Origin of the sequence: Pseudomonas sp. 50_B (assembly GCF_017491625.1) — a bacterium.
GTDB lineage: Bacteria > Pseudomonadota > Gammaproteobacteria > Pseudomonadales > Pseudomonadaceae > Aquipseudomonas > Aquipseudomonas danubii.
Map to the genome: position 1 here is coordinate 73,299 of NZ_JAFGYX010000012.1, position 19,723 is coordinate 93,021.

The following is a 19,723-nucleotide window of genomic DNA, read 5'->3' on the forward strand; positions in this document are numbered from 1 at the left end:
CTGCGGCCTCAGTGCAGGCTTTTCAGGTAGGCAATCAGGTGTTGGCGGCTCTGCGGGTCGGCCTGGCCGGGAAACATCATCTTGTTGCCCGGTACCAGGGTCGCCGGGTTGCTCAACCAGCGCTCCAGCGTGGCATCGTTCCATTGCAGGCCTGCGCCTTGCAGGGCACTGGAATAGCTGAAGCCCTGGGCCTTACCGCTGGCCCGGCCGAACACGCCTTGCAGGCTGGGGCCCATCAGGTGCTTGCCGTTCTCGACGCTGTGGCAGAAGCCGCATTGAGCGCTGAACAGAGTCTTGCCGAGGACCGCATCGCCGTTGGCCAGGGCCAGGGGGGCGGCCAGCAACAGGGCGTGAGCTGCGAGCAGTGGGGTGTACTTCATGGATTTTCCTGTGCTTCAAAGGGCCCCGTGGCGCCAGGCCGACGGGGCGTGTGTGCGATTTAGAAGGGGTTGGCCAGATCGATCCCGGACTTGCCCGGGGCGAGGATGTTGTTCGGGTCCAGGGCGCGCTTGATGGCGTGCTCGACCTTGCGCTTGACCGGGCCGTAGCTCTGCGCCACCCGCTCCTGGAAGGCGGTGTTGACCCGGTACACGGCATAGCCTTGCTGCTCGAACACATCCAGCAGTTCGGCGAAGCAGGCGTTGGCGCGCAGGGTTTCTTCCGGGTTGCTGCGGTCGTACAGCACGTCGATGACGTGGTGCATGTCGCGCCAGCCGACGATGAATTCGCCGACATAGTCCAGGCCGTGCTTGTTGAGGACCTGCTTGGCCAGGGCCTGCTGTTTGTTGCACTCGCTGCCGCGGGCCTGGCTTACCGGGGCGAACCACATCGAGCCTCCGCCGCCGCGCCAGTTGTACAGGCCGAACTCCTGCAGGTTGGGCACCCCGGACATCAGTTGCGAGCGGTACAGGAACGGTTGTGTGTTGCCCGCTTCTTCCTGGGTGACGATGCGTCCCTTGCCCAGGGCCTTGAGGGCCTGGTTGACGATCTTCCAGTTGACGTCCACTTGCTCCTGGGTGCCGTACAGCGCGGCGTAGACGTTCCAGGCACCGAGGTTCTTGTCCTTCTGGATCTGCTTGAGGATGGCCTCGGAGGTGGCCCCCGGCTCGCTGGTGTAGTCGGAGCGGCGGGTGTTGCAGGTGGCCGCTTCCCACAGCACGCCGGCGATCACCACCGAGTTGGGAATCACCTGGGCGATGCGCAGCGGGCGGATGAATTCGACGATCTCGGCAATGTCCGACTCGTTCTCGAACTTGATCTCGAACGGCTTGAACACCGGCGGCTTGGGCATCAGCCAGAAGCCCATCTTGGTGCAGATGCCGTAGTTGGCCTGGGTGAACATGCCATCCAGGGTCGGGCCGTAGCCCCACTTGAACACTTGCCAGGCGTTGTCGCCTTTGACCCCGCCCATACCGCTGCGATAGACGTCGCCGTTGGCCAGCACCACTTCCATGCCGCACTGCATGAGGAAGTGTTCGCCGTAGGGGGTGTAGCCGACGCCGCGGTCCATGGTGTTGCCCAGGGGACCGGCGATGGCCGAGGGCGCCGAGAAGGACAGCATCAGCGGCAGGTTGTGTTCCTGGATGTAGTCGTAGAGCTGCTGGTAGGTGACCCCGGGCTCCACCAGCGCGGTGCACAATTGCGGGTCGACGTGGAGGATCTTGTTCATTTTCTTCAGGTCGAGAATCACCTGGCCGCGTTGGCCGGGGGCGGCCGAACCGTAGCCGAAGTTGCGCCCGGTGGAGATGGTCCAGACCGGGATCTTGTGTTCGTTGCAGATCTTCACCACCCCCTGCACCTGCTCGACGCTGGTGGCGGTGACCGCGGCCGAAGGCATGTGCTCGGCGGTGTCCACCGCCATCATGATCTTGCTGTAGGGCACCAGTTGGTCGTCCTTGACCAGGACGTTCTCGTCCCCCAGCAATGCTCGGAACTGGGCGATGGCTTTATTGAAGTGGGCCGTATTCACGCCCCGGGGCAGCAGTGGCTTCTGGGTTTGCTCAGTCATGGGATCAGCTCCTTCAAGCCTCGATCGAAAACGAAACGAAATGGCCGCTCAGCGGCGTGGCCCGTGGGCTGGCCAAAGGCGCCTGGCCGAGGCGGCCGCGGGCCAGTTCGGCCAGGCTGTAGCCGAGGATGGCGGCCCATTGTTCGGCGCTGCGCGGATCGCGGGCGCGAGCGCCGGCCTGGAACGCCGGCTGTGCCAGCAGGCGTTGTTCGCTGAGGCTGAAACCGGCGCCACAGGCGTTCAGTTGCAGACCCAGTTGCAAGGCGCAGCCATGGGCGGCGGCGGTGCCCAGCAGTTGGTGGCGCGAGCTCCGGGCATCGCTGTGGTGCTGGCCGAGCCATTGCACTCGGGCCCCGGCGCTACGGGCCTGGTCCAGCACCAGGGCGGCGCTGGCGTCGTCCAGCAGGCCGATCAGGCGTTGTGGCCGGCCGCTGCCCAGGCGTTGCTGCAGCGCCTGGAGCGACGCCAGGTTGCCCTCCCAGCGCTGCACGCTGACCTGGCGCGCTACCGAGCTGGCGTTGATCCCCTGGACGAAAGCCGAGTCGGCGACGGCGGGGCTGACCAGGGCCAGGGTCGGTAGCCGTGGGCCGCTGGACGGGCCCAGCACGCTGTTGGCCAGGCCCAGGCCGGGGCCGGTCACCGCGACGCTGGCCAGGCCGCCCAGGGCCATGCCCTTGAGCAGTGAGCGACGTTCAATGTTCATGGGCGTCTCCTCAAGGTTGGGCGGCCGGGGCCGGGGCGTTGGAGATGTACTCGGCGACCTGCTGCAAGGCGTTGTCGTCGATGAACGATGCCGGGAAGGCCGGCATCGCGCGAAAGCCGTTGCGCACCACCGCGGTGATGTAGGGCGGCGGCAGTTGGCGCCCCTTGATCGGCGGGCCGACCTGCTTTTCGTGGCAGTGGCCGCAGACCTTGGCATAGACGTTTTCACCGTTTTTCCAGACGCCGTCGCCATCGGCGGCGGCCGGACCGGCCAGCACCATCAGGGGCAGGGCCAGGCACAAGGCAAGGGTCCGCTGTGCAGCGGGGCTGTTGAGGAGCGAGGACATGGCGTACTCCGTATTGTTATGGGGTGACTCGGTTGATAAGCGCCCAGCTCAGAAGGGATAGGGACGTGGTGTGTGTTGCAGGGTGATCCAGTGGTCGGTGGTGAATTCGTCGATTGCCCAGTCGCCGTTGAAACGGCCCAGGCCCGAGTTCTTCTCGCCGCCAAAGGGCGCGTTGGGCTCATCGTTGACCGGCATGTCGTTGACGTGGCTCATCCCCGCATGAAGGCGCTGGGCGAACTGCACGCCACGCTCCGGGTTGGCGCTGAACACCGCGCTGGACAGGCCGTATTCACTGGCATTGGCCAGCTCCAGGGCGTGCTCGGCATCCCGCGCGCTCTGGATGCCCACCAGGGGGCCGAAGATTTCTTCGCGGGCGATTTCCATGTCGGCGTGCACGTCGCCGAACACGTGGGGCGGCAGCACATTGCCCGAAGCCGGGCCACCCACTAGCAAGGTCGCGCCTTCGGCCAGGGCCAGGCGGATCTTGTCCTGCAGACCGGCCAGCTGTTTGCTGTTGATCACCGGGCCGACCACCGTGGCCGCCAGACTCGGGTCGCCGTAGGGCAGGGCCTTGACCCGTTCGACAAAGCGCTGGGTAAAGGCCCGCAAAACCGGCTGCTCGACGATGATGCGGTTGATCGCCATGCAGATCTGCCCCTGATGCAGGAACTTGCCCACCACCGCGGCGTTCACCGCCTGCTCCAGGTCGGCATCGGCCAGGACCACGAACGGGCTGTTGCCCCCCAGCTCCAGGGCCACGTGCTTGAGGTGCTCACCGCCACTGGCGATGCGCCCGATGTTGCGACCGACCTGGGTCGAGCCGGTAAAGGAAATGAACGCCGGGACCGGGTGCTCGACAAAGGCATCGCCGATTTCCGCCCCGGCGCCGACCACCACGCTGAGCACCCCGGCGGGCAGCCCGGCTTCCTCGAAGATCCGCGCCAGCAGCAGGCCGCCGGTCACCGGGGTGTCGCTGGCCGGCTTGACCACCACCGCGTTGCCCAGGGCCAGCGCCGGGGCCAGGGAGCGGGCGCTCAGGTGCAGGGGGAAGTTCCACGGGCTGATCACCCCGATCACCCCCAGCGGCTTGCGGTAGACGCGGCTTTCCTTGCCGGGAATGTTGGAGGCGACGATCCGCCCGTGCACCCGGCTGGGCAGGCTGGCGGCCTCGACGATGATGGCGCGGGCCGCACCCCATTCGATCTGCGCCTTGATCCGCGTGCTGCCGGATTCGCGGATCAGCCAACCGATGATTTCTTCACGGCGTTCATCGAAGATCCGCGCGGCGTTGAGCAATACCTCGCTGCGTTGCGCCGGGCTGCTGGCGGCCCATTGGCCCTGGGTCTGGCGGGCCTTGGCATAGGCCTGATCCAGGTCCTGGCGGTTGACCAGGCTGATCTGCAGCAGGCATTGCCCGGTGAACGGGTCGTAGACGGGTAGCTCCCGGCCGCTGCTGCCGGCTCGCCAGTCTGCGGCGATGGGTTGCAGTTCCAGGTGTTGATAGGCAGGTCGAGTCGCAGTCATGGGGTTCTCTCTGGTTCGTGGCCATGGCTCGGCTGTCAGCAATCAAGCCGATGGCGCGTGAGGGTAGGGATGGGGGCCCGCTACGGCGGCGTTTCAGCCGAGGCGGGCAAGGTTGCGCAAGGAGCGCTCGTCCAGGGCAGAGGGGTAGGGCAGAGGAGGCACAAGGCGGGCGGAAGGCATGGCAAGGTCACCTGTTGTGTTGTTATGGATGAGCATCTGCCTGTGCATAACAACTATCGTGCCACGCGCTTTGTTTTGAAAAATATCCTTTAAAAACAATTGGTTATTTGTTTGTTTCGGATTTTTTAGCGAGCCCGCCACGCGGCATCAGGCGCGGGCTGCGGAAATTTATGCAGAGAAGTCGTGAGGTTGTCGAAAGCTCGGCACTCTGTGGGCACTCGTGGAAACTGTGCGGTTATCGGCCAGAACTTGCGCAGCACCGACGGCGACGGGGGATGGCGATTGACCCGGAAAAGCGCCGGGGCATACTGCAAGGCCCCTGAACTGCCTGTTGATTGCCCATGACCCGTTCTCCTTCCAGCCAGCCCGGCCGTCCTGCGGATGAAGATTTCCTCAAGCAGATGCTGGGGCGGCACAAGCGCTTGATCGTCGATCGCGCCAGCCAGTTCGAGGCCAGCGGCCTGCCTTCGGCCGAGCAACTGGCCGAGACCGTGGCCTTTGCGCCCCAGGACGGCAGCATCTGGCTGTGCGGGCAGCGGATGATGCTGATGCAGGGTTCGGCGTTCGGCTCCATCCGGCGCGAATTGATCGAAGCCCTGGGCTTGGACAAAGCCCGTGGCCTGATCACCCGCATCGGCTGGCAGGCCGGCGCCCGGGACGCGGCCCAGGTCAGCGAGCAGTGGCCGGACGGCGACCACGCCAGCCTTTACAGCGCCGGGCCGCGTCTGCACATGCTCGAAGGCATGGTCAATGTCGAGGTGGTGCGCTTCGAGATCGACTCCAGCATCGGGCATTTCTATTCGGAGTTTCTGTGGCACAACTCGCTGGAGGATGACGAGCATATCGCCGCCTATGGCCTGGGCGGCGAGCCGGCATGCTGGATGGAGATCGGCTATGCCAGCGGCTACGCTTCGTCGCTGTTGGGGCGGCTGGTGGTGTTTCGCGAGCTGGAATGCCGCTCGATGGGCCAGCCGGCCTGCCGGATTGTCGGCAAACCGGCCCAGCAGTGGGACGACATCGATATCGACCTGATGTACCTCGACCCTGGGGATTTTCTCAGCCGCAGTGCCTATGCCACAGGCCAGGAGACTCAGGTCGCCGAGCTGCCGGTACCGTTGGGCGAGGGGCAACGAGTGGGCATCTCGGCGGCGTTCGTGGCCGCCAGCCAGTTGTTGCAGCGGGTGGCGCCGACCCAGGCCACGGTGTTGCTGACCGGGGAGTCGGGGGTAGGCAAGGAGTTGTTCGCGCGCCATCTGCACCAGGCCAGCGCCCGCCGGCACAAGCCGCTGGTGGCGCTGAACTGCGCGACCCTGCCGGAAAACCTGGTGGAGGCCGAACTGTTCGGGGTGGAGCGGGGGGCCTTTACCGGTGCCGATCGTTCGCGGCCCGGACGTTTTGAGCGGGCCCATGGCGGCACCCTGTTCCTCGATGAGATCGCCACCCTCAGCCTCTCGGCCCAGAGCAAGATCCTGCGTGCCTTGCAGGAAGGCGAGATCGAGCGGGTGGGCGGTACTGAGCCGATGCAGGTGGATGTGCGGGTCATTGCCGCGACCAACCTCGACCTGCGGCGCGAGGTGGAAGCCGGACGCTTTCGTGAGGACCTGTTCTATCGGCTGAATGTGTTTCCCATTCACCTGCCACCCCTGCGTGAGCGACGCGAAGACATTCCGCTGTTGATGAGTTACTTCCTGCACCGCTTCAGCCAGCGTCACGGCCGTCAGTTGGCGGGTTTCAGCACGCGGCTGGTGAATGCGCTGCTGACCTACCGCTTCCCGGGCAATATCCGCGAGTTGCAGAACCTGATCGAGCGTGGCGTGATCGCCGCCAGCGACGGTGAAGTCATGGACGTGGTGCATCTGAGCGAGGCGGGGACGTCGCTGGCGGGCGCCGCCATCGGCCTCAACGCCGACGGCCGCCTGTCGCCAGCGGCGCTACGGGAGGCGGCCCAGCCCGAGGCCCCGGCCCGGGCAGATGAAGCCCCGGTCGACGAGCCGGAACTGGCCAGCCTGCACGCGTTTCTCACCGGGCGGGCGCCGGCCCTGGGCACTTCGCTGGAAGAGATCGAACGGCGCCTGGTGCGTCTGGCCCTGGAGCGCTCCGGGGGCAATATCACCGCGGCGGCGCAGATGCTCGGCATGAGCCGGGCCCAGGTCAGCTATCGCCTCAAGGGCCGTTGAGCGGGCCCTCTCCTGCGCTTGGGCACGAGTGGGCCCGCCCCTCGGCGGTTCAGAGTGCGCTGGTGAATTTCAGCCAGTAGGTCTGGCCTTCAGCGCGATTGCGCACCGCCGATTCATCCTGCCATTTGGCGCTCAGCGACCAGCCCTGTTTGCTGCTGAACTGCACTGCCGGACCGATGGAGAACGAGCGGCCGCGATGGCCGTCGCTGGCCTGCACCTGGGCCGCGGCGGCGCAATCGGTGACGTTGCACTTGTCGTCGCTGATCTGCTGATAGGCGTGCCCGCCGACGCCGATCACCCAGCCATTGCCCACGCCCCAGCCGAGGCTGTAGTCGGCGTGTAGCTCGCGCCCGGACTGATAGTGGGTGGCGCGGTTTTCGAAGTTGTAGTCGTGCATCAGGCGCACGTCGGCGTTGAACCCCTGCGGGTCGGTGTAGGTCATGGCATACACCGCCTGCACGGTGTAGTAGTGGTTACCCAGGTTGATCAGGTCGTTCTTGTCGTATTCGCCGCCGCTGGGCAGGACGAAATCGATCCCGAGGGCACTGTGGAATTTGTCGCTGTGATGAAAGCCCAGTACCGGGCCGAGGTGGGCGTCGCCGATGCCGCGCTTGTGATCGTGGGGGCCGTTCTGGATGTTCAGGCGCATGTCGTTCAGCGGCAGCAGGGCGTGGAAACCGAGTTGCGCTCCCAGCACCTGTTGCTCGGTGACCCAGACAAAGCGTGGCACCACGCTGGTGACCCGCAAATCGATGCGGGCGCTACGGCGGCCGGCATCGTCCCGCAGGCTGTCGGCCAGGTAGTTGCCGACGAAGACCTGGGCGTAGGTGCCGGGCGGCGGCAGGATGCCCATGCCGTAGAGTTCGATGCCCATGGGCCAGGAGGAAACGCCGCCCTCGCTGGCCTGGAGCCAGGGGGCGTGGGCGGTCAGCAGCAGGCTTGAAGTGAGTGCAAGGGCGCGCAGGCGCGAGGAGGTCGGGTGCATGAGAAGGTCTGCCTTATTGTTATGGGGGGCGCTGGCAGGAGGTGGCTCCTGGCGCGCCGGCTGAGCTTCTCAACTAGCGTGCCAAACCTTTTATTCGAAAATTTTCTTTTTGAATCAATAAGATGGATATGTGACGTGGCCCGCAAGACCGCCGCTCCGGCCAGCGCGTGGCGAGATTTGTTAAGAGAAATCGGCTACCTGCACAAAACTCGTGGCGCCTCAGGGGCTGTTGGCGTCTTGCCCGGCACTCTGGCGGAAGGCATTGGGCGACTGGCCGCTGAGGCGCTTGAAGAAGCGTGAGAAGTAGGTGGGGTCGCTGAACCCCAGGTTGTCCGACAGCTGGCTGATGCTGATGTTGGTGTAGATCAGGCCGCGCTTGGCTTCCAGCATCAGGCGCTGGTGCAGGATCTGCAGTGCGCTCTGCCCGGCCAGCTCCCGGCACAGGGTGTTGAGGTGCACGCTGGACAGGCCGATGCGGTGGGCCAGGGATTCCACCGTGGGGTGTTGCTGATAGTGGCGCTCCACCAGCTTGATGAAGTGCCCCAACAGTTGCTGATTGCGCTCGCCGCGATTGCTCGGTGGGGTGTTCTGCTGGCCACGGCGACTGATCCACACCACCAGCACGTTGACCAGCGAGTGCAGCAACAAATCGCGAGCGGCGGCGCTGCCTTCGTATTCGTCCATCAGCGCCTTGAACAGGGTGTTGAGGCTGTGGCGGTCGCGGCCCACGGGGTAGCAGCCGGCGCTGGCCAGCACCGCCAGCGGCGCACCCAGTTGCGCTTCCAGCTGGGCTACCAGGGGCGCGCCCAGGGTCAGCACGTAACCCTGAATGTTTTCCGAGAACTGAAAGCCGTGGACCATCAGCGGCGGCACCACCTGGATCGTCGCCTCGCGCACGTCCTGGCGCCGTCCCTCGACCTCCACCAGGGCCTGGCCGCGTTGCACGTAGAGCAGTTGGTAGAGGTCGGCGTGACGGTGTGGCTTGATCTCCCAGTGGTGCAGGCTGCTGCGCTTGGGGATGGATTCGCAGTGCAACAGGTCCGGAGTCGGCCAGGCCTGGTTTTCCCCATAGAGCTTGAATACCGGGATGCTGGAGCGGCTGGCTTTCATCGGACGCGACCTTGGCAAGGGCTTGGCTGGAATGCTCGATAATCGAACGTTGTTTTCAAAAGTGCATTTTTAGCGTGGCTTATCACCATTTTTCCGCGTTTCTGTCGGCAAAAATGCAGGGGTACAACAATAACCATAAATTCCAGTCTGCGCCTGTCGGCCCACTGGAATGCCCTAATGAGACGACAATAATGAAAACTCAGGTTGCGATTATCGGTGCCGGACCTTCCGGCCTGCTGCTGGGCCAACTGCTGCACAAGGCCGGCATCGACACAGTGATTGTCGAGCGCCAGACCCCGGAATACGTACTCGGCCGCATCCGCGCCGGGGTGCTGGAACAGGGCACGGTGGACATGTTGCGCGAGGCTGGAGTGGCGCAGCGCATGGACGCCGAAGGCCTGGTCCACGAAGGGGTGGAGCTGTTGATGGGCGGCAAGCGCGTGCGCATCGACCTCAAGGCCCTGACCGGGGGCAAGACGGTGATGGTCTACGGCCAGACCGAAGTCACCCGTGACCTGATGCAAGCCCGCGCGGCCTGCGGGGCGCCGATCATCTACTCCGCGGACAAGGTGCAGCCCCACGACATGAAGGGCGCACGGCCCTACCTCACCTATGAAAAGGACGGCCAGCAGCACCGCATCGATTGCGACTACATCGCCGGTTGCGACGGTTTTCATGGCGTGGCGCGCAAGAGCATTCCCGAGGCGGTGCTGACCCACTACGAGCGCGAGTACCCCTTCGGCTGGCTGGGGCTGTTGTCCGATACCCCGCCGGTCAACCACGAGCTGATCTATGGCCAGCATGAGCGCGGCTTTGTGCTGTGCAGCCAGCGCTCCCTGACTCGCAGCCGTTACTACTTGCAGGTGCCGCTGAGCGACCAGGTCGAGGACTGGTCCGACGAGCGCTTCTGGAACGAGCTCAAGGCCCGTCTGCCGGCGCAGGTGGCGGCGGATCTGGTCACCGGGCCGGCGCTGGAGAAAAGCATCGCGCCGCTGCGCAGCTATGTGGTCGAGCCCATGCAGTACGGCAAGCTGTTCCTGGTCGGTGATGCCGCGCACATTGTCCCGCCCACTGGCGCCAAGGGCCTGAATCTTGCGGCTTCCGACGTATGTTACCTGTACCGGATCCTGGTCAAGGTGTACCGCGAGGGGCGCAGCGATCTGTTGGAAAAATACTCCGAGCTAGCCTTGCGCCGGGTGTGGAAGGGCGAGCGTTTCAGCTGGTTCATGACCAACCTGCTGCACGATTTCGGCGAGCACCAGGACGCCTGGGAGCACAAGATGCAGCAGGCCGACCGCGAGTATTTCCTCAACTCCCACGCGGGACTGGTGAACATTGCCGAGAACTATGTGGGCCTGCCTTACGAAGACATCTGCTGAGCCTTCGGCATTGGAAGCATTGGCCCTGGAACCGCTCGCGAACGGGGGTGGCTGCGGGGCCGTGTTTGCACATGGCATGGGCCGAAAGGTGCCTTTCGAGAAATATTCCTATTTATAAATGATATTTATTAGCATTACACTTCGATCCCCTCTCCCTTGATGCACCACCAAGGTGCATTGAATCGACAAGGATCGTTTGTAATGAAAGTCAGCTCCTGCCTGTTCCATTCGCTTCTGCTCAGCGCCGGTGTCGGCCTGCTGCCACCGCTGGCGCAGGCCGGCGCGACGCCAGAAGAGACCAAGCCGGCGCCGTTGGAACTGGACACCGCGTTTGTCACCGCTACCGGCGGCGCCACGGACCTCAAGGATGCCCCAGCCAGCGTCAGCGTCATCACCCGTGAGGAAATCGAGCGCCAGCCGGTTTACGACCTCAACACCCTGTTGCGTCGGGTGCCGGGGGTGACCGGTGGTTTCGGCCCGGTGGGCGAGCAGTCGAAGATCAAGCTGCGGGGCCTGGACGACAAGTACACGCTGATTCTGGTGGACGGCAAGCGCGTCGGTAGCTCCGCGGACCTGAGTTATCGTCGTGACCTGGCGCGTCAGGACTTGAACTGGATCTCGCCGAACATGATCGAGCGCATCGAGATCGTCCGTGGACCGATGTCGTCGCTCTACGGCTCGGACGCCATGGGCGGGGTGATCAACATTATCACCCGCAAGGTCTCACGGACCTGGACCGGTTCGGCCAGCACCCACATCACCGTGCCCAAGGACTCCGATCGCGGCCAGACCACCCAGTACAGTGCGAATGCCTCGGGGCCGTTGACCGAGTCCCTGGGATTGCGCCTGGGGGCCAACGTCACGCGTCGGGCGGCGGATGAAGTCGAGGCGCGGCGCGATGCCCAAGGCGATTTCATGTACGACGACGGTGCAGGCGGTTCCAAGAATCAGAGCGTAAATGCGCTGCTGGACTGGCAGATCAACGAAGAACAGAGCTTGTCCTTCGAGGCGGTACATGGCGTTGAGCGTTCCTGGGCCTCAAAGAAAACCTTTGGTGATTGGGGCGATACCGTTGGTGTTTCCTTTGGTCCCAGCCGACTGACTCGCGATAGCTACATCCTGTCCCACACCGGTGACTGGAGCTTTGGTACCACGAAGCTCGATGCCTACCTGAACAAGTACCGCAACGACCTTGATACAGGCAAAGCCAACTCCGAAGAGAAGATCGTCGAGGGCAGTCTCAATCTGCCCTTCGAACTGCTGGTGGATCAGCGCCTGACGCTGGGTGGGCAATGGAAGCGCGAGGAGCTGACCAACACCAATACCCTCGGCACCGTACCGGCGGATTACCAAGGTACGCCGGTTAGCGGCTCGACCTTGAAGGGCGATTACTCGGCGGCCTTTATCGAGGATGAACTGTTCCTGCTGGACAACCTGTCCCTGACCCTGGGCAACCGTTTCGACCACAGCGACAAGTACGGCAACCACAACAGTCCACGGGCTTATGTGGTCTATCACCCGCACCCGGACTGGACCGTGCGTGGGGGTGTTTCCAAGGGCTTTCGTGCGCCGAGCCTGAAGGAAGGCAGTGCGGGGGCGGCGACCGAGTCCGGAGGCCGTGGTTGTGGTTCGTTGCGTCCGTTGGGTTATGTCACCGGCAGTTGCTGGATGGCCGGCAATCCGAACCTGATGCCGGAAACCAGCACCAACAAGGAAATCGGCCTGTCCTTCGATCATGACGGCTGGGAAGCGGGCCTGACCTACTTCCACACCGACTTCACCGACAAGATCGAATACGGCCCGCTGGGCCAGTACCAGGGCCGCTGGTGGACCATGCTGGAAAACGTCGACAAGGCCCGCACCCGTGGTTGGGAAGGCACCGCCCGGGTGCCGCTGGGTGATTCGCTGACGTGGCGCACCAACGCCACCTACATGCTGGAAAGCCGGAACCTGAGCACGGGTGAAGATCTGATCAGCTCACCCAAACTGTCGGCATTCAGCGCGTTGGACTGGCAGATCAATGACCGTTTGAGCACCGAACTGTCGGCGCAGCACGTCGGCAAGCAGCGGGGCCTGGGCAATGATTTCGTGCAGTCCTACACCACCTATGACCTGACGGCGAACCTGGCGTTGACCAAATGGCTGACGTTGAACGGTGGGGTACAGAACCTGATGGACAAGGACCTGCGGGACGGATCGACCAACTTCTATGTGCCCGGACGGGCATTCTTCGCGGGGGCGACCACCTATTTCTAGGGGCGCTGGATAGAGCGGGGGAGGTCAGCCCCATTGCGCGGCAATGGGGCTGAAGGGGTTACACGTTGAAGCGGAAGTGCATCACGTCGCCGTCCTTGACGATGTATTCCTTGCCTTCCAGGCGCCATTTACCGGCTTCCTTGGCACCGGCTTCACCCTTGAACTGAATGAAGTCGTTGTAGGCGATGACCTCGGCACGGATGAAGCCTTTTTCGAAGTCGGTGTGGATCACGGCGGCCGCTTGAGGCGCGGTGGCGCCGACACGCACGGTCCAGGCGCGAACCTCCTTCACACCCGCAGTGAAGTAGGTCTGCAGGTTGAGCATTTCGTAGCCGGCGCGGATCACCCGGTTCAGGCCAGGTTCTTCCAGGCCCAGGGCCTCGAGGAACATGTCCTTTTCTTCGCCGTCTTCGAGCTCGGCGATTTCCGCTTCGATCTTGTTGCACACCGGCACCACGATCGCGCCTTCTTCTTCGGCGATGGCCTTGACCACGTCCAGCAGCGGGTTGTTCTCGAAGCCGTCTTCGGCAACGTTGGCGATGTACATCACCGGCTTGGTGGTCAGCAGGTGGAAGCCGCGGATGATCAGCTTCTCATCGCTGCTCATGTCCTTCATCAGGCTACGGGCCGGCTTGCCTTCGGTGAAGTGGGCGATCAACTGCTCCAGCAGGGCTTTCTGGGCCACGGCATCCTTGTCACCGCCCTTGGCGTTGCGGGCGACTTTCTGCAGCTGTTTTTCGCAGCTGTCGAGGTCGGCAAAGATCAGTTCCAGATCGATGATTTCGATGTCGCGCTTGGGGTCGACGCTGTTGGACACGTGGATCACGTTGTCGTCTTCGAAGCAGCGGACCACGTGGGCAATGGCATCGGTTTCGCGGATGTTGGCCAGGAACTTGTTACCCAGGCCTTCACCTTTCGAGGCACCGGCCACCAGGCCGGCGATGTCGACGAACTCCATGGTGGTCGGCAGCACGCGCTCCGGCACGACGATCGCCGCCAGGGCGTCCAGGCGCGGATCGGGCATCGGCACGATACCGCTGTTGGGCTCGATGGTGCAGAAGGGGAAGTTCTCGGCCGCGATCCCGGACTTGGTCAGGGCGTTGAACAGGGTGGACTTGCCGACGTTAGGCAGGCCGACGATGCCGCAATTGAATCCCATGGTGTATTCCCCGAGGAGTAGAGTCAGGCCTTCTGGCTGTGCAGGTTTTTCATCGCGCGGTTCCATTCACCGGCGAAGATATCCGGCAGCACGCCGAGGGCAAAATCGATGCTGGCATCGAGTTTTTCCTGTTCGGCGCGTGGCGCACGACCCAGGACAAAGTTTGAAACCATACTGGCAACACCTGGGTGGCCGATGCCGAGCCGCAGGCGGTGAAAGGTATTCTGATTGCCGAGCTGCGCGATGATGTCCCGCAGTCCGTTGTGCCCGCCATGCCCGCCGCCGGTCTTGAGCTTGGCGACGCCGGGAGGCAAGTCGAGTTCGTCGTGGGCCACCAGGATTTCTTCCGGCTTGATGCGGAAGAAGCCGGCAAGCGCCGCCACGGCCTGGCCGCTGCGGTTCATGTAGGTGGTGGGAATCAACAGACGAATGTCCTGACCCTGGTGACTGAAGCGCCCGGTCAGGCCGAAATATTTGCGATCGGCGACAAGGTTGACACCTTGTTTCTCGGCGATGCGCTCAACAAAAAGGGCCCCTGCGTTATGCCGGGTCTGTTCGTATTCGGCGCCTGGATTACCCAGGCCAACGATCAGTTTGATGGCAGTCACGATAGGGGCCCTTCTTTGGAGTGGTGGATAACATCGCCGCAACCGGTGCTACGGCGAAAGGGGACGACAAAAGCTTGGTTGCCTTGCGGCAAACTTCGCGTTCTCGCCCGCTTTCTCGCTACGTTCCAGTCCGCGATGTGTTCCGCTCAACTCCGGCGTCAGAGTGAATTACTCTGCTGCGCCTTCTTCTTTCTCAGAAGCAACACGTGGTGCGTAGACGTTGGCTACTGCCAGGTCGTTGCCGTGTGCCAGAGCAACAAACTCAACGCCTTTAGGAGCGGTGAGGTTGGACAGGTGGATCACGGTGCCGATGTCGGTCTCGGTCATGTCGACTTCGATGAACTCAGGCAGGTCTTTTGGCAGGCAGGAAACTTCGATCTCGGTGGTAGCGCGGAAGATCTCGCCGCCTTTCTTGATCGGTGCAGCTTCGTTGATCAGGTGCACTGGAACCATGGCGGTCAGTTTCTGACCAGCAACTACGCGAACGAAGTCAGCGTGCAGCACGTGGCCTTTGGCCGGGTGACGTTGCAGGGCCTTGATCACGACGTTCTGCTTGGTGCCACCCACGTTCAGTTCGATGATGTGGCTGTAGGCAGCTTCGTTTTCCAGCAGCTTGGCCACTTCTTTGGCCAGCATGCTGATGGATTCAGGGGCTTTGTCGCCACCGTAAACTACAGCTGGAACCAGGCTTGCGAGACGACGCAGGCGGCGGCTCGCACCTTTCCCCAGGTCGGAACGCAGTTCAGCATTCAGAGTAAAATCGTTCATGTTGTATCTCCAAAATAACCACACTCGCCCCAGCGTTTGCGACCAGCGCTAAAGGCGATATGGGCAAAAAAGCCCCGTCCCAACAGAGGTTGGGACGGGGCGCTTTTCGTCATCGGGATGTTTTGCCAGGGACTAGCCCTTAGCGGAACATCGCGCTGATCGATTCTTCATTGCTGATGCGGCGGACCGCCTCGGCAACTACCGGTGCGATATCCAGTTGGCGGATACGCGCACAGGCTTGTGCTGCAGCGGACAGCGGGATGGTGTTGGTCACCACCAGCTCGTCCAGCACGGAATTTTCAATGTTCTCGATGGCCCGACCCGACAGCACAGGGTGTGTGCAGTAGGCAAAGACCTTGGCTGCGCCATGCTCTTTCAGGGCCTTGGCCGCGTGGCACAGAGTGCCGGCGGTATCGACCATGTCATCGACCAGAATGCAGGTGCGTCCTTCGACGTCGCCGATGATATGCATCACTTCGGAGTGATTGGCTTTCTCACGACGCTTGTCGATGATCCCGAGATCCACGCCCAGGGACTTGGCCACGGCACGTGCACGCACGACGCCGCCAATGTCCGGGGACACGATCATCAGGTTTTCGAAACGCTGGTCTTCGATGTCATCCACCAGAACCGGGGAGCCGTAGATGTTATCTACCGGGATATCGAAGAAACCCTGAATCTGGTCAGCATGCAGATCAACCGTGAGGACACGGTCGATGCCGACTACGGTGAGCATGTCAGCCACGACTTTCGCGCTGATAGCCACACGTGCGGAACGCGGACGGCGATCCTGACGGGCATAACCAAAATAAGGAATAACAGCAGTGATACGAGTCGCTGAGGAGCGGCGGAAGGCATCAGCCATCACGACGAGTTCCATCAGGTTGTCGTTGGTCGGAGCGCAAGTCGGCTGAATAATGAAGACGTCTTTACCGCGGACATTTTCATTGATCTCGGCAGTAATTTCGCCGTCGGAGAATTTTCCAACAGAGATGTCACCGAGAGGGATATGCAGCTGACGTACTACACGCCGAGCCAGATCGGGGTTAGCGTTCCCCGTAAAGACCATCATCTTGGACACGCGCAGTACCTGAAGGCTGAGGGTATACCTGGATGAGTATAAGGAAAATGGCAGGGGCGGCTGGATTCGAACCAACGCATGGCAGGATCAAAACCTGCTGCCTTACCGCTTGGCGACGCCCCTGTATCTGTTGCTTCGAGTACCTGATACTCGATTCCTTTAGAGCAGACCTTGCAGCTTGCGATGCAACATCGAAACGTTGCTTCCTTTTGCCACAAACCCTGTAAGGGTCTCTGTAAGAAGGGCCGAGACTTTATCAGCTTCAGCTTTGCTTGGGAAGCCCCCAAACACACAACTTCCAGTTCCAGTCAGTTTTGCTTCGGTAAATTTACCTAGCAAATTCAATGCGTTACGTACTTCTGGATAACGCCTTGCGACTACCGGAAGGCAGTCATTTCTGCTGTTTCCCTTGGGAACGGGGCGCACTTTAATGGGCGGAGTGTCACGTGTCAACAGCGGATCGGAAAAAATTTCTGCTGTACTTACAGACACTTGCGGAACCAGCACCAGGTACCAGGGTTCTTCGGGGTATTCGGGGGTGAGTTTTTCACCCACGCCCTCAGCGAACGCAGCGTGCCCGCGTACGAAAACTGGAACGTCAGCCCCCAGGGTCAGCCCCAATGCAGCCAGTCGATCTTCATCCCAGCCCAGTTGCCAGAGATGATTGAGGCCCAGCAGGGTAGTGGCGGCATTGGAACTGCCGCCGCCGATGCCGCCGCCCATGGGCAGGATCTTGTCGATCCAGATATCGATGCCCTGGGTGCAGCCGGACTGTTCCTGGAGCTTTTTCGCCGCCTTGACGATCAGATTGCTGTCGTGAGGCACGCCGTCGAACTCGGTGTGCAGGCGAATCTCTGCGTCATCGCGGAGAGCGAAGGTGATTTCATCGCCATAGTCGAGAAATTGAAACAGCGTCTGCAACTCGTGGTAGCCGTCTTCACGGCGACCCAGAATGTGCAGCATCAGATTAAGTTTGGCTGGGGAGGGCAGGGTCAGCTTTTCCATGGACATGTCATTGCCCCAGCTTGCGTGGCAGCCATTCCTTGATCACCAGGGTGACGTCAAGGTTGCTGCCATGCAGTTTGATGCGCTCGGGAAGCCAGTAGCCGTTCTGTTCGGAGTAATTGCTGTATTCCACTTGCCAGCCATCCTGTTCCAGGCTCGCCAGGTGGCTGTCGCCATCCAGGGTCAGGCGGCTTTTGCTGTCTGGGGCAGGCAGACCGCGAACCCACCAGGCCAGGTGGGAGACCGGCAGTTTCCAGCCCATCTGCTCTTCAAGCAGAGTTTCCGGGCTGGCCGCTTCGTAACGACCCTGATTGGCCACTTCCAGGCTGACCTGGCCGGGGCGGCCGGTCAGGCGTGCAGCACCACGACCCAGCGGACCGGACAGGCGAATGTCGTAATAGTCCTGGCGTTGCAGCCAGAACAGCGTGCCGCTGCCGGAATCCTTGGGCGCGCGAATACCGATTTTGCCGTTGATCTGCCAGCCATCGAGGCCGGTCAACTGGTCCTTGTGCTGACGCCATTGGGCAGGGTTGCCCTGGCCCTGGACTGACTCACGGGCGCCAAAACCGGCACAGCCGGCAAGCAGGGCGATAAGGCTGAAAACAATTACGTGGCGCAAAAACATAGTCTTAAAGAGTCTCTGATCCGGTCAGGCGTTTGATGGTGTCGCGCAATACGGGGCTATCGGGCTGATCCTTGATGAACTTGCTCCAGATCTGTTTGGCCTCGCGCTGCTTGCCGTTGTTCCACAGCACTTCGCCCAGATGCGCCGCAACTTCCTGGTCGGGGAAGCGCTCAAGGGCCTGGCGCAGCAGGCGCTCGGCCTCGTCGAGGTTGCCCAGGCGGAAGTTTACCCAGCCCAGGCTGTCCAGCACCGCCGGGTCTTCCGGGGTCAGTTGGTGGGCTTGCTCGATCAGTGCCTTGGCCTCGGTGTAGCGGGTCGTGCGGTCCGACAAGGTGTAGCCCAGGGCATTCAAGGCCATGGCGTTATCCGGCTCGCGCTGGATGATCAGGCGCAGGTCTTTTTCCAGCTGTGCCAGGTCATTGCGTTTTTCCGCCTGCATGGCACGGGTATAGAGCAGGTTCACGTCATCGGGATACTGTTGCAGCGCCTGCTGAATAACGTTCCAGGCGCGATCGCCCTGATTGTTCGCCGACAGGGTTTCGACTTCGACCAGATACAGCTGGATTGCGTAGTCGGGCTGGGCATCACGGGCTGCCACCAGGCGCTTTTGCGCCTCGTCGGTACGGCCGTTGTTCATCAGGATATCGGCCTGACGCAGTTGCGCTGGCAGGTAATCGTTACCCGGTCCGACTTGGGCGTATTCGATCAGGGCCCCTTGCGGATCATTGAGTTCTTCGGCGATTCGTCCCAGGTTCAGGTGTGCGGAGTCTTCGTGGCTTTCCCGGGCGATCAGGTCTTCCAGGTAACCCTTGGCCTCTTCCCAGGCCTTGGCCTCCAGGCACACCAGCGCCAGTGAATAGCGCAGTTCATCGTCTTCCGGGTACTGCTGGACCAGGCTGGAGAACTGGGTCTTGGCGTCCTCCATGCGGTCCTGTTCCACCAGCATGCGGGCGTAGGTCAGGCGCAGACGCTTGTCGTCCGGGTATTTGCGGATGCTTTTTTCCAGCAGCGGCAGGGCTTCCTTGCCGCGGTTCAGGCTCTGCAGCAGACGGGCGCGCAACAGCAGCGGCGCCACCTCGCCGTCTTCCGGCGGATTCTGCTCCAGCAAGCTCAGGGCATCCTTGGCGTCGCCATCCTGCTGCATCAACAGGGCCTTGCCGAAGATCAGTTGACTGTTGTGCGGGTGCTTTTGCAGCAGGCGATCGAAGCTTTTCATCAGGCCATTGCGGGTGTCCTGGTCGGTATCGGCAGCCGACAGCGCAAGAAAGTCGAAATGGGTGTCGCCCTTGCCCTGCAGAACTTTCTCCATATAGAGCATGGAGTCGTCATAACGACCGGCGCGGGCCAGCTGGATAGCGGCAGCCCGTTGTGCTTCCAGATCGTCTGGAGCGTTCTTGGCCCAGATCAGCGAAGTGTCCAGGGCTGCCTGGTCGGCTCCCAGGTACTCGGCAATGCGAAAGGCGCGCTCGGAGATGCCCGGATCCTGGGTGTTGATGGCCTGGGTCACGTAGTTGTCCAGGGCAATGTCGAAACGATTGCGCTGGCCCGCCAGTTCAGCGCTCAGCAGACTGAAGATGGTGTCTTCGCTGAACGATGAATAGACCTTGGGCTTTTCAGGGGCTGGGGTGCTGTCTTCCACCGGCGACGTAGCGTCCGATGAAACGGGGGCCAGTGACTGGCAACCACTGAGGAAGACAAAGGCGAGGAGCAACGCGGAAGATCTATTCATATAGGAAGAGGGCGACTAACCTGCGGTCGGATCATCATGACACAAGCCTTCGGTCAAACATAACCGAGACTCAACGGGAT

Annotated in this window: 17 protein-coding genes and 1 tRNA gene; 3 read left to right on the plus strand and 15 right to left on the minus strand. The window is 62.3% G+C overall.

Annotation, left to right across the window (positions count from 1 at the left end; genetic code table 11):
- Positions 1-8 precede the first annotated feature (8 nt).
- Genes J5M73_RS18110 through J5M73_RS18130 form a run of 5 tightly spaced genes read right to left on the minus strand, consistent with a single transcriptional unit; the run spans position 9 to position 4,581 of the window.
- Complete coding sequence (locus J5M73_RS18110) at positions 9-380, minus strand: c-type cytochrome (protein WP_102860241.1); 372 nt, start codon at positions 378-380, stop codon at positions 9-11.
- A gap of 59 nt (positions 381-439) precedes the next feature.
- On the minus strand, positions 440-2,008 hold the full coding sequence (locus tag J5M73_RS18115; protein ID WP_102860242.1) for an FAD-binding oxidoreductase: 1,569 nt from the start codon (positions 2,006-2,008) through the stop codon (positions 440-442).
- 13 nt (positions 2,009-2,021) lie between these two features.
- Entirely contained in the window at positions 2,022-2,711 is a 690-nt protein-coding gene (locus J5M73_RS18120; protein ID WP_102860243.1) for a hypothetical protein, read from the minus strand.
- A 10-nt stretch (positions 2,712-2,721) separates the two neighbouring features.
- A complete protein-coding gene (locus tag J5M73_RS18125; protein WP_102860244.1) occupies positions 2,722-3,057 on the minus strand; it encodes a cytochrome c in 336 nt (111 codons plus the stop codon).
- Positions 3,058-3,105: 48 nt separating this feature from the next.
- Positions 3,106-4,581 carry an aldehyde dehydrogenase family protein gene (locus J5M73_RS18130; RefSeq protein ID WP_102860245.1) on the minus strand — a complete coding sequence of 492 codons (1,476 nt, stop codon included), beginning with the start codon at positions 4,579-4,581 and terminating at the stop codon, positions 3,106-3,108.
- Positions 4,582-5,102: 521 nt separating this feature from the next.
- On the opposite strand from J5M73_RS18130, the gene J5M73_RS18135 reads away from it, so the two are divergent.
- On the plus strand, positions 5,103-6,938 hold the full coding sequence (locus J5M73_RS18135) for a sigma-54-dependent Fis family transcriptional regulator (RefSeq protein WP_102860246.1): 1,836 nt from the start codon (positions 5,103-5,105) through the stop codon (positions 6,936-6,938).
- Between the two features lie 49 nt (positions 6,939-6,987).
- Here J5M73_RS18135 and J5M73_RS18140 read toward each other — a convergent pair whose 3' ends face one another.
- Positions 6,988-7,923: a transporter gene (locus J5M73_RS18140; protein ID WP_102860247.1), complete on the minus strand. Its 936-nt coding sequence runs from the start codon at positions 7,921-7,923 to the stop codon at positions 6,988-6,990.
- Between the two features lie 219 nt (positions 7,924-8,142).
- Positions 8,143-9,033 carry a helix-turn-helix domain-containing protein gene (locus tag J5M73_RS18145; protein WP_102860248.1) on the minus strand — a complete coding sequence of 297 codons (891 nt, stop codon included), beginning with the start codon at positions 9,031-9,033 and terminating at the stop codon, positions 8,143-8,145.
- Positions 9,034-9,224: 191 nt separating this feature from the next.
- Between J5M73_RS18145 and pobA the strand changes: the two genes are divergently transcribed.
- Positions 9,225-10,412 carry a 4-hydroxybenzoate 3-monooxygenase gene (pobA, locus tag J5M73_RS18150; protein WP_102860249.1) on the plus strand — a complete coding sequence of 396 codons (1,188 nt, stop codon included), beginning with the start codon at positions 9,225-9,227 and terminating at the stop codon, positions 10,410-10,412.
- Positions 10,413-10,613: 201 nt separating this feature from the next.
- Positions 10,614-12,668 (plus strand): TonB-dependent receptor, encoded by a 2,055-nt coding sequence (locus J5M73_RS18155; protein ID WP_102860250.1) that lies wholly within the window; start codon positions 10,614-10,616, stop codon positions 12,666-12,668.
- A 58-nt stretch (positions 12,669-12,726) separates the two neighbouring features.
- Here the strand turns inward: J5M73_RS18155 and ychF are convergent, their stop codons facing one another.
- The 8 genes from ychF to J5M73_RS18195 form a co-directional block, all read right to left on the minus strand.
- Positions 12,727-13,827: a redox-regulated ATPase YchF gene (ychF, locus tag J5M73_RS18160; RefSeq protein ID WP_053153762.1), complete on the minus strand. Its 1,101-nt coding sequence runs from the start codon at positions 13,825-13,827 to the stop codon at positions 12,727-12,729.
- Positions 13,828-13,850: 23 nt separating this feature from the next.
- Positions 13,851-14,435: an aminoacyl-tRNA hydrolase gene (pth, locus tag J5M73_RS18165; protein WP_060841030.1), complete on the minus strand. Its 585-nt coding sequence runs from the start codon at positions 14,433-14,435 to the stop codon at positions 13,851-13,853.
- A gap of 168 nt (positions 14,436-14,603) precedes the next feature.
- On the minus strand, positions 14,604-15,203 hold the full coding sequence (locus J5M73_RS18170) for a 50S ribosomal protein L25/general stress protein Ctc (RefSeq protein ID WP_060841029.1): 600 nt from the start codon (positions 15,201-15,203) through the stop codon (positions 14,604-14,606).
- A gap of 139 nt (positions 15,204-15,342) precedes the next feature.
- Positions 15,343-16,284 carry a ribose-phosphate pyrophosphokinase gene (locus J5M73_RS18175; protein WP_003171603.1) on the minus strand — a complete coding sequence of 314 codons (942 nt, stop codon included), beginning with the start codon at positions 16,282-16,284 and terminating at the stop codon, positions 15,343-15,345.
- A 48-nt stretch (positions 16,285-16,332) separates the two neighbouring features.
- Positions 16,333-16,407, minus strand: a tRNA-Gln gene (locus tag J5M73_RS18180).
- Positions 16,408-16,443: 36 nt separating this feature from the next.
- The gene (gene ispE, locus J5M73_RS18185) at positions 16,444-17,295 is read right to left on the minus strand and encodes a 4-(cytidine 5'-diphospho)-2-C-methyl-D-erythritol kinase (protein ID WP_102860252.1); all 852 of its coding nucleotides are present in this window, start codon (positions 17,293-17,295) and stop codon (positions 16,444-16,446) included.
- A 1-nt stretch (position 17,296) separates the two neighbouring features.
- Positions 17,297-17,914: a lipoprotein insertase outer membrane protein LolB gene (gene lolB, locus J5M73_RS18190; protein WP_102860253.1), complete on the minus strand. Its 618-nt coding sequence runs from the start codon at positions 17,912-17,914 to the stop codon at positions 17,297-17,299.
- Between the two features lie 4 nt (positions 17,915-17,918).
- Positions 17,919-19,643 carry a tetratricopeptide repeat protein gene (locus J5M73_RS18195; protein WP_102860254.1) on the minus strand — a complete coding sequence of 575 codons (1,725 nt, stop codon included), beginning with the start codon at positions 19,641-19,643 and terminating at the stop codon, positions 17,919-17,921.
- Positions 19,644-19,723 lie beyond the last annotated feature (80 nt).

Bases quoted from the DNA above. Each gene is read 5' to 3' on its own strand.
- J5M73_RS18110 (WP_102860241.1), bottom strand. From the start codon at position 380: ATGAAGTACACCCCACTGCTCGCAGCTCACGCCCTGTTGCTGGCCGCC.
- J5M73_RS18115 (WP_102860242.1), bottom strand. From the start codon at position 2,008: ATGACTGAGCAAACCCAGAAGCCACTGCTGCCCCGGGGCGTGAATACG.
- J5M73_RS18120 (WP_102860243.1), bottom strand. From the start codon at position 2,711: ATGAACATTGAACGTCGCTCACTGCTCAAGGGCATGGCCCTGGGCGGC.
- J5M73_RS18125 (WP_102860244.1), bottom strand. From the start codon at position 3,057: ATGTCCTCGCTCCTCAACAGCCCCGCTGCACAGCGGACCCTTGCCTTG.
- J5M73_RS18130 (WP_102860245.1), bottom strand. From the start codon at position 4,581: ATGACTGCGACTCGACCTGCCTATCAACACCTGGAACTGCAACCCATC.
- J5M73_RS18135 (WP_102860246.1), top strand. From the start codon at position 5,103: ATGACCCGTTCTCCTTCCAGCCAGCCCGGCCGTCCTGCGGATGAAGAT.
- J5M73_RS18140 (WP_102860247.1), bottom strand. From the start codon at position 7,923: ATGCACCCGACCTCCTCGCGCCTGCGCGCCCTTGCACTCACTTCAAGC.
- J5M73_RS18145 (WP_102860248.1), bottom strand. From the start codon at position 9,033: ATGAAAGCCAGCCGCTCCAGCATCCCGGTATTCAAGCTCTATGGGGAA.
- pobA (WP_102860249.1), top strand. From the start codon at position 9,225: ATGAAAACTCAGGTTGCGATTATCGGTGCCGGACCTTCCGGCCTGCTG.
- J5M73_RS18155 (WP_102860250.1), top strand. From the start codon at position 10,614: ATGAAAGTCAGCTCCTGCCTGTTCCATTCGCTTCTGCTCAGCGCCGGT.
- ychF (WP_053153762.1), bottom strand. From the start codon at position 13,827: ATGGGATTCAATTGCGGCATCGTCGGCCTGCCTAACGTCGGCAAGTCC.
- J5M73_RS18170 (WP_060841029.1), bottom strand. From the start codon at position 15,203: ATGAACGATTTTACTCTGAATGCTGAACTGCGTTCCGACCTGGGGAAA.
- ispE (WP_102860252.1), bottom strand. From the start codon at position 17,295: ATGTCCATGGAAAAGCTGACCCTGCCCTCCCCAGCCAAACTTAATCTG.
- lolB (WP_102860253.1), bottom strand. From the start codon at position 17,914: ATGTTTTTGCGCCACGTAATTGTTTTCAGCCTTATCGCCCTGCTTGCC.
- J5M73_RS18195 (WP_102860254.1), bottom strand. From the start codon at position 19,643: ATGAATAGATCTTCCGCGTTGCTCCTCGCCTTTGTCTTCCTCAGTGGT.